We start from the raw sequence: 11,434 nt of genomic DNA, 5'->3' as shown, positions 1-11,434 counted from the left end.
ACCTAGCTCGCGCCGAACGCCGTGTCAATGTCCTCATGGGAGACAAGGTCGAACCCCGCCGCAAGTGGATTGAGGATAATGTCAAGTTTACGCTTGAGGAGAGCGGGGAGATGGTGTTTTGACTAGAATTTTAAATTTTTTAAATGGTATTTTAGATAAATATAATGAGGATTATGAACAGTATAAGAGTAGAGAAGAAAATTTAAAAAAGTTAAAAGTTTTAAAGATTTTAAATAATACTATATATATCAAACAAAAGGCTGAGAAAGATATAGGAAAATATATTTGTTATGGGATATTTTACGGGCTTTTATTGTTAGTATTCTTAAGTTGTCGTCCTAGTTATGATAACATTGGACATAGCTGGTTAAATCTTTTATGGCCAATTATGTATCTATTCTTTTTGATATGCTTAATTTTTATATCTTACTATATCCTTCTGATGTTGTCTATCCAATTTATGTTGTATATCCAATGTATTTCATTATCTATTAGGAAAGATTCTTTTAGAAAAAATAGATTTCTAAATATAATTATTACAACATTTCCTGAATTGTTCTGGTTAAAACATTACTTTTTGCTATTACCTATATTTGCCTTTTCGATTATGATATCTACTTTTATACCTATTTTTGTTACTAAGAACAATTATACATTGATTTGTATTTCTATATTGATAGCAACAAGGATGATGACCTGGATCTTAAAGAGGATAACTTACTCACAGCCAAGGTTTCTAATTGGAGACTATACTTCCAGTCCCACAACGATATTAGCAATTCTTGGTATTTTGGGTTTGATTTTAGGTGGTGTTAATTTGGAAAAAAATTACTTCTGGAGTTTGACATTCATTATTGTTACAATATCAAGCCATGGGACAAAAGTTGTTATTGATGAACTATATATTGAAGGATGTCAAAAGGCACAAAGAATATTGGAAGTTGAGCTACTTTCAATAAAACCAAATTATTACAAATTAAAAGAATGTTATTTTTATGGTGGTGAAAAGTACAAAGAAAAGCTGCTGAGCACAGAAAAATTCTTAGAAGTGGTTGTAAAAAATGAATTGAAATCATTAAAAGATTTAAAAACTTATGATGATTATAGGCTTTATAAAGCGTATAAGGGAAGAAGTTATTTATAAATAACTTCTTCCCCCATATCTAAAACAATAATTCCCTCTTACTTAAGTTCGGACTTAAGTTCGGACAAGCTTTCCAGAGCGTGAATGAGTCTGTCCGATTTTCGGGTGAGGCCTTTCTTAGCAAATTCTGTTTGTCCGAAAATCGGACGAGTGTTTTTTGAGTAAAAGACGAACGTTTGTTTTTCGGACGAGCTCTTGCAAGAGCAAAAAACTTTTTCCGAAAATCGGATGAAGTTAAAAGTACATTAAAATAAAAAATTAGGAGATTGTAAGAATGAAAAAAATTTATGGAACTACCAGTTTGGATGTTAAATCTTTAGAAAACAACGAATTTTTCCAGCTCATGTCTGAGAGCATGGAGGAGATTGCGGCTTTTAATAAAGCCAACAAGGTGGATGCTATTTACACGACTAAGTTGGCGGAGATGGAGCAGCTTTTGGCTAAGCTACAAGGCGGGCTTCATCAGACCAAGTCCAGCAAGCTAGTGGCTAGTCTGGATCAGGCTGACCGTGAGCGTGACGATGCTTTGGCTACGCTCCAGTCTTTAGTTCGGGCCTTTGCACGGGTCAAGGACGCAGCAACCAAGGAAGCCTACGAGACCCTATCCCAGCTCCTGAAAAACTACAGTGGCCTAGCTAGTACTAGCTTGGAAAAGGAGACCGAGGGCATCAACCATCTGCTTCAAGAGCTGAAAAAGCCAGTCTACCAGACAGCGCTGAGCAAGCTTCATCTGGAAGCTCATGTCGACAGTCTGGCTGCTGCTCAGAAAGCTTTTAACAAGATCTACAAGGAGCGACTAACTGAGCTCAAGGGCAAGGCTCCAAGCCAGAATAAGACCATCCGCATTAAGCTGCAAGAAATCTATGATTTTCTAGTGGATTTCACTGCAATCATTGCCTATGCTTATCCTGAAAGAACTCACGTGGTCAATCTTCGCGACCACCTCAACACCATCCGCAGTCGCTATAAAAAACGCAAACCTGCTAAGAAGGTGAAAGAAGAAGTGGCGGAGCGTTAATTAAGTCTAACAGATTTGGAGGAATAGAAGATGATTATCAGACCTGCAAGCAGAAAAGATTGTCAAGCTATTTATAGCCTTTATCAAAGTGAAAAATGGCTTTCTTTTACAGAGGAAAAAGTGACATCTCTATTTTCAACAAATCTGTCTCATTACTTGGTGCTTGAAGAGGACCAGAAAATCCTTGGCTTTGCCCGTTATCTGACTGATGAAGTGCTAACGATCTTTTTAGCTGAAATAATTATTGATAAATCCCACCGCAGAAAAGGACTGGGACAGCAGCTGATTGAGGAGATCCACAAAAAATATCCTTTGACACGGATTGAATTAATATCTGAAGCAGATGGATTTTATCGGGCAGTAGGTTTTAAGCCTGTTGGTACAGGATTTAGAAAATCTGAATGAGAGGAGCAAGCCAATGACGCTTGACAATAAACTGGGTCTGACGGATTCGCTTGAACTAGCCAAGATGGAAGAAAAAATCAGCAAGACCCGAGCTAAAGAGCTTTTTGAAGAGCAGCTTCTGGACGATAAAGCAGCTGGCACCTATGCCACTCTGGCCTTTATTCATGCTTTCTTGTTTGAAGAAATCTATGACTTCGCTGGCCGGATTCGGACAGTCAATCTCTCCAAAGGGAATTTTCGCTTTGCGCCTGTCATGTATCTGGCAGCTTCCTTGGAAAATGTTGACCGCATGCCTCAGCAGACCTTTGATCAGATTGTCGAAAAGTATGTGGAGCTAAATATTGCCCATCCTTTCCGCGAGGGAAATGGTAGGAGCATGAGGCTTTGGCTGGACCACCTACTAAAGGCTGAGCTGGGGCAAGTCGTGGACTGGTCTCAAGTAGATAAGGAAGATTACCTTTTGGCTATGGAGCGCAGCCCCATTCGAGATACAGAAATCAAGCATGTCCTCAAGCAAGCCCTCACAAAGGACATTCATAACCGCAACCTCTATATGAAGGGCATTGACCATAGTTACTACTATGAAGGCTATAGCCTATATAAAGCTGAGGAGTTGTGAATATGGGAACTAAGGAGTTTTTAGAATGAGAGCAAAAGACTATGATAGAGCATATCCGGAAGATCTTGTTGGTCAAGATTTTTTCAAAGAAGATATGTTAGAAAAAATTGGTGTAACTTCTGATCGCTTAGTATACAAATTTGGTAGCTATAAATTGCCTGATGTTCAGGAATGTGATTTTGAAGGTATTGATTGGGATGAACCTTACAATTTTGGATTTGATAGCTTTAGTCGTCCAGTAGGGGGGGCCGGTTTGGTAACAAAAGTATCAATAACTGAAAGCGATAAAGAGGATAGAGGGTTAAGAGGAAGCAGTCCGTTCACAGGAACAGGTTTTGATGCAGGGCATATATTGGGAAGAGAACTGTTTTTAGGGAGTGATTTTAATACCAGCAAAAAAAACATGGAAAACATATATCGGCAGACAACATGGTCAAATGAAGGTAATCATGAAAGTGCTAGATGGGGCTATAACCAATCATTCTTTGAAAATATTATTGTAAACAAAATCAAAGATGAAAATAATCCTATTGAAGTGAAATATCGTGCTGATTTGATTTACCATGATGATGAATTGATTCCGAGAGGAATTCATATCAGAAGCTTGTGCAATAAGCCGGAAGAGTTTGAGGAGCTTAATTTTAATTACTTCATTCCGAATGTGGAAATTGATGGAATTATTGACTATAATTCTACTGAAAAATTAAGACTTGTATCAGATGAATAAAAATTTTTATCAATGATGCAATAGTATGGGTAGAGATTGTAAAATGACTAAATGAGTTGTATAGCTAGGGAAAAGGTCTGTTGTCAAAGTCATGCAAAAGCTAGGCATGGACTTTGTCAAAGAATTCGATAATGAAAAAGTTCCAGCTGACAGTCCGCTTTATAGACATGTCCTCTATAAAATCAAAAGTCTTCACTAATAAGGCAGGTATTCCCATGAGAACTGAAACCGAGATGCTTAATGTGATTTTGCAAACTGCAAAAGTGCTACAGGTCAACGCTGTCGCTATGTCCGGCTCGCGAACAAACTCAAAGGCTCCCAAGGACGAGTTCCAAGACTATGATGTGGTCTACATTTTGGAGGATTTGGATGGTCTGGTGGCTGACCTTGCTTGGTTGGAAAAGTTTGGCAAGCGCATGATTGAGCAGCATGTTCTAGTAGACCATCGCCGCCTCTATCTCATGCTCTTTGAAGATGGCAATCGGATAGATTTGACCCTTTGCCCAAAGGAGTACATCAAAGAGTGGGTGGATAGCGAAGCGGATTTCACGGTGCTGGATGACCCTCAGGGGCTGTTTGCACCTTATGCGCCGACACCCAAGCGCTATTGGACGGCACCAGCCAGCGCGGCTGACTTCGATCAATCCTGCAATGAATTCTGGTGGGTCTCAGCCTATGTGGTCAAGGGCATTTATCGAAACCACCTGGTCTATGCGACGGATCATCTGTATGGAATCTGCCAGCAAGAATTGCTCAGACTTTTAGCTTGGCAAGTGGCAGCAGATAAGGGAACTGTCGATGTTGGCAAGAACTACAAGTACCTCTTTCATTATTTGCCTGCTGAGAAAGAGAAAGAGTTTACAGCCTTGCTTGACTTTTCTGACCAGAAAAGTCTCACCAAGTCTCTCTTAGCTACATTGGACTTTTTCCACAAAGAAGCACAAGCTTTCTCTCTCAAAACTGGCTTCCACTATGACAAAGTAACCGCAGAGAAGATGATTGAGTATGCTGAGGCAAGACTTCCCAATCACTGACTAAATAAAGAACGTCATTTAAAACATTAAACTACAGAAAGGATAGTTTGGTTACTTATAGTAACTGAACACGGGACTAATTTCTTAGGAAAAAAGATAAATCGCTTGGGGTTCATCGAACCCTGCATAGATTTCCTATTTTTCTACAGAAATTTTCGGCAAGCCGAAACGTCCCTTTGTATCTTATGAGTAACATTCAAAACATGTCCCTTGAGGACATCATGGGAGAGCGCTTTGGTCGCTACTCCAAATACATTATTCAAGAGCGGGCCTTGCCAGACATTCGCGATGGCTTGAAGCCTGTTCAGCGCCGTATTCTTTATTCCATGAACAAGGACGGCAACACCTTTGACAAGGGCTACCGCAAGTCTGCCAAGTCTGTCGGGAATATCATGGGGAATTTCCACCCTCACGGTGACAGCTCCATCTACGATGCCATGGTTCGCATGTCTCAGGACTGGAAAAACCGTGAGATTCTCGTTGAAATGCACGGAAATAATGGCTCCATGGACGGTGATCCACCGGCGGCTATGCGTTATACTGAGGCGCGCCTGTCTGAGATGGCTGGTTATCTTTTGCAGGATATCGAGAAAGATACCGTTCCTTTTGCTTGGAACTTCGACGATACCGAGAAGGAGCCGACTGTTCTGCCGGCAGCCTTTCCTAACCTTTTGGTCAATGGAGCAACTGGGATTTCCGCTGGTTATGCGACGGATATTCCACCTCATAATCTAGCCGAAGTCATTGACGCGGTTATCTATATGATTGATCATCCGTCTGCCAAGGTGGACAAACTCATGGAGTTTCTGCCTGGTCCAGACTTCCCGACAGGAGCTATTGTCCAAGGTCGAGATGAGATTAAGAAAGCCTACGAGACTGGCAAAGGTCGCGTCGTGGTGCGCTCCAGAACTGAGATTGAAAAGCTGAAGGGCGGAAAAGAGCAAATCGTCATCACCGAGATTCCTTACGAGATTAATAAGGCTGTCTTGGTCAAAAAGATTGACGATGTGCGGGTCAATAACAAGGTGGCCGGCATTGCTGAAGTGCGGGACGAATCCGACCGTGACGGTCTTCGCATTGCCATCGAGCTTAAGAAAGACGCCAATACCGAGCTGATTCTCAACTATCTTTTCAAGTACACTGATTTGCAAGTCAATTACAACTTCAACATGGTAGCGATTGACAATTTCACGCCGCGTTTGGTGGGGATTGTGCCAATCTTAACCAGCTATATTGCCCACCGCAAGGAGATTATTCTGGCTCGTAGCCGGTTTGACAAGGCCAAGGCTGAGAAACGGCTGCATATCGTGGAAGGACTGATTCGGGTTATTTCCATCTTGGACGAGGTGATTGCCCTGATTCGTGCTTCCGAAAACAAAGCAGATGCTAAGGAAAATCTTAAGGTCAGCTATGATTTCACTGAGGAGCAGGCTGAGGCTATCGTCACCCTCCAACTCTACCGTTTGACCAATACAGACGTAGTGGTTCTGGAAGAGGAAGAAGCAGAGCTGCGCGAGAAGATTGCCATGCTGGAAGCCATTATTGGCGATGAGCGTACCATGTATAATCTTATGAAGCGGGAGCTCCGCGATGTCAAGAAGAAGTTTGGCAATCCGCGTCTCAGTGAGCTGCAAGATACAGCAAACGCCATCGAGATTGATACAGCTAGTCTGATTGTGGAGGAAGAAACCTATGTCAGCGTGACACGTTCTGGTTATATCAAGCGGACCAGTCCGCGTTCCTTCTCTGCTTCAACCCTAGAGGAGATGGGCAAGCGTGACGATGACCGACTGATTTTTGTTAGCCCGGCCAAGACGACTCAGCATTTATTGATTTTCACCAGTCTGGGAAATGTTATTTACCGGCCTGTTCATGAGCTGTCAGATATCCGCTGGAAAGAAATTGGAGAACACCTCAGCCAGACCATCAGCAACTTTGATACCAAAGAAGAGGTTATCTATGCAGAGTTGCTGGACAACTTTGAGGAAGGGACTTACTTTGCAGCGACCAAGTTAGGTCAAATCAAGCGTGTAGAGCGCAAGGAGTTCAGTCCTTGGCGGACCTACAAGTCCAAGTCGCTCAAGTTTGCCAAGCTGAAAAATGAAGACGATCAGGTCATTGCTCTGGCGCCGATTAAGCTGGACGATGTTATGCTCGTAACCAAGAATGGGTATGCTCTCCGCTTCAATATTGAGGAGGTACCAGTTATCGGAGCTAAGGCAGCTGGGGTTAAAGCCATCAACCTCAAGAAAGACGATGTCCTAGCGGCAGCCTTTATCGCCAACACAGACTCGCTTTATATCCTGACGCAGCGCGGTTCGCTCAAGCGTATGGCAGTCGCAGATATTCCTGTTACTAGTCGAGCAAATCGCGGTCTTCAAATTCTGAGAGAGCTTAAGACAAAGCCGCATCGTGTCTTTTTGGCTGGACCAGTCTTTGGCGAAGCTACGGACTTTGACCTCTTTACTACTGAAGCTGCAGCTAGTGAGGAGCAGATTTTGCAGGTGCTTTCTAATAAGGGAACGGTCTATGAAATCAATCTGGCTGACCTCAGCCTGTCTGAGCGCACTAGCAACGGCAGCTTCATTTCTGATACTATTTCAGACGAAGAAGTCTTCTCAGCTTATATCAAGTAGTCAACAAGCCAGTTCACATGAACTGGTTTTTTAAAAAATAAATTTTCAGAAAATTGAAAATAATGATTGAATTTTTCAGAAAAAGGTGTACAATAGGGAGTATCTACAAATTGAAAGATAAGGAAAAGAGGAAAAAGACTATGACAGTAAATCTTGATTGGGAAAATCTTGGCTTTTCATATATGAAATTGCCCTATCGCTATATCGCTTATTATCGGAATGGTCAGTGGGAGGAAGGACAGCTGACAGAAGATGCGACCCTGCATATTTCTGAGTCTTCACCAAGTCTTCACTATGGTCAGCAGGCTTTCGAAGGTCTAAAGGCTTATCGTACCAAGGATGGCAGTGTCCAACTTTTCCGTCCAGATGAGAATGCTAAGCGCCTGCAACGCACTTGCGATCGTCTCTTGATGCCACAAGTTTCAACTGAAATGTTTGTGGAAGCGTGTAAGGCTGTTGTCCGCGCCAATGAAGAATATGTACCGCCATATGGAACAGGAGGAACTCTCTACCTTCGTCCCCTTTTGATTGGTATCGGAGATATCATCGGGGTAAAACCAGCAGAGGAGTACATTTTTACGATTTTTGCTATGCCAGTTGGAAACTACTTCAAGGGTGGTTTGGTTCCAACCAACTTCTTGATCCAAGACGAATATGACCGTGCAGCTCCACATGGTACAGGTGCTGCTAAGGTGGGTGGTAACTACGCAGCTAGTCTTCTACCAGGTAAGATGGCTAAGTCTCGCAACTTCTCTGACGTTATCTACCTAGACCCATCTACACATACAAAGATTGAAGAAGTCGGATCAGCCAACTTCTTTGGAATCACGGCAGACAATGAATTTGTGACTCCGCTGAGCCCGTCCATTCTGCCGTCCATTACCAAATATTCCTTGCTTTACTTGGCAGAGCACCGCTTGGGCTTGACGCCAGTTGAAGGCGATGTTCCAATTGACAACTTGGATCGCTTTGTCGAAGCAGGAGCCTGTGGTACGGCAGCCGTTATCTCGCCAATCGGAGGTATCCAGCATGGCGATGTTTTCCATGTATTCTATAGTGAGACAGAAGTCGGGCCAGTGACTCGCAGACTCTACGATGAGCTGACTGGTATCCAATTTGGTGATGTGGAAGCTCCAGAAGGTTGGATTGTAAAAGTAGACGAATAACTTTAAGAGCCTTTTGAGGCTCTTTTTATTGAGGAAATCACTTGCCAGCTTTGCTATTTTTGTGTAAAATAGAGACTTGAAAGAGGTAGAAGAATGAGTAAAAAAGATAAAAAAATTGAGATTCAGATTGCGGATAGTAAGGTGAAGCTTGGCACTGATCAATTTGATGGCTACACCCTTTCTATTGGGAAAAAGGTCATTGGCGAGATTGCCGAGTTTGACGGCCAATTTGCTATTGTCAAGAATGGAAATGTTGAAAGTTTATATAAAAAGCTTGAAAAAGCGGTGGAAACTTTGATTGAAACCTACAATTTAGGAAAATAAGGGCTTGCGCTTTTATTAGATTAATGATATAATTGATATCGTTGATTGTCGGAGAGATAGCGAAGAGGCTAAACGCGGCGGACTGTAAATCCGCTCCTTCGGGTTCGGGGGTTCGAATCCCTCTCTCTCCATTTCATCATTGGGGTATAGCCAAGCGGTAAGGCAAGGGACTTTGACTCCCTCATGCGTTGGTTCGAATCCAGCTACCCCAGTTCTTAGGTAATATATCAGATAAAGGATAAAATATCGTCGGATATTTTATTTCTTTATAGGGTGGAAAACGGTAAAGATAAATCAATGTCGTTTGCGGGTGCTTAGGAAAATAATTATAAGTATGTCAAGTAGTATACTTGATTGTTGGAGGATTTTTTTAGATGAATGAATTTGAAGATTTGCTAAACAGTGTTAGCCAAGTCGAGCCAGGTGATGTCGTTACTGCTGAAGTATTGACAGTGGATGCTAACCAAGCTAATGTTGCCATTGCTGGTACTGGTGTTGAAGGGGTTTTGACTCTGCGTGAGTTGACAAATGATCGTGATGCTGACATCAATGACTTTGTAAAACCAGGTGACACACTTGAATTGCTTGTTCTTCGTCAAGTAGTAGGTAAAGATACAGATACAGTTACTTACCTAGTATCTAAAAAACGTTTAGAAGCTCGCAAAGCATGGGACAAATTGGTTGGTCGTGAAGAAGAAGTTGTTACTGTTAAGGGCACTCGTGCTGTTAAAGGTGGACTTTCTGTTGAGTTTGAAGGACTTCGTGGATTTATTCCAGCTTCAATGCTCGATACTCGTTTCGTTCGCAACACTGAACGTTTTGTAGGTCAAGAATTTGATGCTAAGATCAAAGAAGTAGATCCAAAAGAAAACCGCTTCATCCTTTCACGTCGTGAAGTTGTAGAAGCAGAAGCTGCAGCAGCACGTGCAGAAGTATTTGGTAAATTGAATGTTGGTGATGTTGTAACTGGTAAAGTTGCTCGCATCACAAGCTTCGGTGCTTTCATTGACCTTGGTGGTGTTGATGGTTTGGTTCACTTGACTGAACTTTCTCACGAACGCAACGTTTCACCAAAATCTGTTGTTTCAGTTGGTGACGAAATCGAAGTGAAAGTTCTTGATTTGAACGAAGAAGAAGGCCGCGTGTCTCTTTCACTTAAAGCTACAACCCCTGGACCATGGGATGGTGTTGAACAAAAACTTGCTGCTGGCGATGTAGTTGAAGGTACAGTAAAACGTTTGACTGACTTCGGTGCTTTTGTTGAAGTATTGCCAGGTATCGACGGACTTGTTCACATCTCACAAATTTCACACAAACGTGTTGAAAATCCAAAAGATGCTCTTAAAGTTGGTCAAGAAGTAACTGTTAAAGTTCTTGAAGTAAATGCTGCTGCTGAGCGTGTATCACTTTCTATCAAGGCTCTTGAAGAGCGTCCAGCTCAAGAAGAAGGCCAAAAAGAAGAAAAACGTCAATCTCGTCCACGTCGTCCACGTCGTCAAGAAAAACGTGACTTCGAGCTTCCAGAAACTCAAACTGGTTTCTCAATGGCTGATCTTTTCGGTGATATCGAATTGTAATTTTCTTAAGAAGAGGCTGAGTTTCTCAGCTTCTTTTTTCGTCTTTTCAAGTGGGACCTTGCATTCGAGTCATTTATTGCGATACTTGCTCTTTATGCATATTCAGTTTTATTTAAGCGAAAGATGCTAGACTAAATCTCTCGTGCATTCTATGAGAAAGGAGCTTGCCGTGAAGTTTATTTTCAATTCTATTAGATTTATAGTTCGCTTGCTTTGGCGGCTCATCTGGGGGCTTATTTGGTCTGTGGCACTCAGTTTTCTTGTTCTTGTAGGTGTTTTTTATTTTACTACTTCGACAGAGACAGGGGCAGAGGGATTATCGCAGGCTCTTCGAACTACTGTTACTCAAGTGGATCAATTTTTAACGCATCAAGGACTTTCCACTGGTCTTCAGACTAGTGAGGGAATTCAGCCCCATCAGCTGACAGATGAGCATAAAGGGACGGGAGCTCGCTGGGAGAAGGCTAGTGCTACGGTATATATCGATACCACAAATGAAACTTTACGTTCAGCCTATCAGGAGGCTATTAATTCCTGGAATCAGACAGGTGCCTTCACCTTTCAAATCATCAATGACAAAGAAGAAGCGGATATCATTGCGACGGAGATGAATGATGGCAGTGTCAGTGCAGCTGGTGAGGCAGAGTCCAAGACCAACCTGCTGACCAATCGTTTCACCCATGTGACTGTTCGCCTTAATAGTTACTACTTGTTGGACAGACGCTATGGTTATTCTCATGAGCGGATTGTCAATACAGCAGCGCACGAATTGGGCCATGCTATC

General features: G+C 42.3%; 11 protein-coding genes, 2 tRNA genes and 1 pseudogene. All 14 read left to right on the top strand.

Annotated features, from left to right (window positions below; genetic code table 11):
• The first annotated feature begins 118 nt into the window (after window positions 1–118).
• Entirely contained in the window at window positions 119–1,144 is a 1,026-nt protein-coding gene (locus tag Q0191_RS08235) for a hypothetical protein (protein ID WP_247951171.1), read from the top strand.
• 274 nt (window positions 1,145–1,418) lie between these two features.
• Window positions 1,419–2,162 (top strand): DUF6261 family protein, encoded by a 744-nt coding sequence (locus Q0191_RS08230; protein ID WP_297665507.1) that lies wholly within the window; start codon window positions 1,419–1,421, stop codon window positions 2,160–2,162.
• A 30-nt stretch (window positions 2,163–2,192) separates the two neighbouring features.
• On the top strand, window positions 2,193–2,567 hold the full coding sequence (locus Q0191_RS08225; RefSeq protein ID WP_297665505.1) for a GNAT family N-acetyltransferase: 375 nt from the start codon (window positions 2,193–2,195) through the stop codon (window positions 2,565–2,567).
• A 13-nt stretch (window positions 2,568–2,580) separates the two neighbouring features.
• Window positions 2,581–3,186 carry a protein adenylyltransferase Fic gene (gene fic, locus Q0191_RS08220; RefSeq protein WP_111675779.1) on the top strand — a complete coding sequence of 202 codons (606 nt, stop codon included), beginning with the start codon at window positions 2,581–2,583 and terminating at the stop codon, window positions 3,184–3,186.
• Between the two features lie 25 nt (window positions 3,187–3,211).
• On the top strand, window positions 3,212–3,913 hold the full coding sequence (locus Q0191_RS08215) for a hypothetical protein (RefSeq protein ID WP_297665502.1): 702 nt from the start codon (window positions 3,212–3,214) through the stop codon (window positions 3,911–3,913).
• An 85-nt stretch (window positions 3,914–3,998) separates the two neighbouring features.
• A pseudogene (locus Q0191_RS08210) lies at window positions 3,999–4,112 on the top strand (N-acetyltransferase); the annotation flags it as partial.
• Between the two features lie 16 nt (window positions 4,113–4,128).
• A complete protein-coding gene (locus Q0191_RS08205; RefSeq protein WP_297665509.1) occupies window positions 4,129–4,947 on the top strand; it encodes an aminoglycoside 6-adenylyltransferase in 819 nt (272 codons plus the stop codon).
• Between the two features lie 185 nt (window positions 4,948–5,132).
• Complete coding sequence (gene parC, locus Q0191_RS08200) at window positions 5,133–7,583, top strand: DNA topoisomerase IV subunit A (RefSeq protein ID WP_297665501.1); 2,451 nt, start codon at window positions 5,133–5,135, stop codon at window positions 7,581–7,583.
• A 62-nt stretch (window positions 7,584–7,645) separates the two neighbouring features.
• Window positions 7,646–8,749 (top strand): branched-chain amino acid aminotransferase, encoded by a 1,104-nt coding sequence (locus Q0191_RS08195; RefSeq protein WP_297665499.1) that lies wholly within the window; start codon window positions 7,646–7,648, stop codon window positions 8,747–8,749.
• A gap of 93 nt (window positions 8,750–8,842) precedes the next feature.
• Window positions 8,843–9,073, top strand: coding sequence for a DUF2969 domain-containing protein (locus Q0191_RS08190; RefSeq protein ID WP_297665497.1), 231 nt, complete (start codon window positions 8,843–8,845; stop codon window positions 9,071–9,073).
• 50 nt (window positions 9,074–9,123) lie between these two features.
• Window positions 9,124–9,204 (top strand) — tRNA-Tyr (locus tag Q0191_RS08185).
• A gap of 9 nt (window positions 9,205–9,213) precedes the next feature.
• A tRNA-Gln gene (locus Q0191_RS08180) sits at window positions 9,214–9,285 on the top strand.
• A gap of 162 nt (window positions 9,286–9,447) precedes the next feature.
• Window positions 9,448–10,650 carry a 30S ribosomal protein S1 gene (gene rpsA, locus Q0191_RS08175; RefSeq protein ID WP_015604624.1) on the top strand — a complete coding sequence of 401 codons (1,203 nt, stop codon included), beginning with the start codon at window positions 9,448–9,450 and terminating at the stop codon, window positions 10,648–10,650.
• Window positions 10,651–10,801: 151 nt separating this feature from the next.
• The coding region (locus Q0191_RS08170) for a peptidase (protein WP_297665494.1) at window positions 10,802–11,434 on the top strand (633 nt) is incomplete at its 3' end.

It is taken from the genome of uncultured Streptococcus sp., from assembly GCF_938036805.1.
Lineage (GTDB): Bacteria > Bacillota > Bacilli > Lactobacillales > Streptococcaceae > Streptococcus.
This window is presented reverse-complemented; position numbering and strand designations above follow the sequence as displayed.

Coding starts and splice junctions, on each gene's coding strand:
- Q0191_RS08230 (WP_297665507.1), top strand. CDS start 1,419: ATGAAAAAAATTTATGGAACTACCAGTTTGGATGTTAAATCTTTAGAA.
- Q0191_RS08225 (WP_297665505.1), top strand. CDS start 2,193: ATGATTATCAGACCTGCAAGCAGAAAAGATTGTCAAGCTATTTATAGC.
- fic (WP_111675779.1), top strand. CDS start 2,581: ATGACGCTTGACAATAAACTGGGTCTGACGGATTCGCTTGAACTAGCC.
- Q0191_RS08215 (WP_297665502.1), top strand. CDS start 3,212: ATGAGAGCAAAAGACTATGATAGAGCATATCCGGAAGATCTTGTTGGT.
- Q0191_RS08205 (WP_297665509.1), top strand. CDS start 4,129: ATGAGAACTGAAACCGAGATGCTTAATGTGATTTTGCAAACTGCAAAA.
- parC (WP_297665501.1), top strand. CDS start 5,133: ATGAGTAACATTCAAAACATGTCCCTTGAGGACATCATGGGAGAGCGC.
- Q0191_RS08195 (WP_297665499.1), top strand. CDS start 7,646: ATGATTGAATTTTTCAGAAAAAGGTGTACAATAGGGAGTATCTACAAA.
- Q0191_RS08190 (WP_297665497.1), top strand. CDS start 8,843: ATGAGTAAAAAAGATAAAAAAATTGAGATTCAGATTGCGGATAGTAAG.
- rpsA (WP_015604624.1), top strand. CDS start 9,448: ATGAATGAATTTGAAGATTTGCTAAACAGTGTTAGCCAAGTCGAGCCA.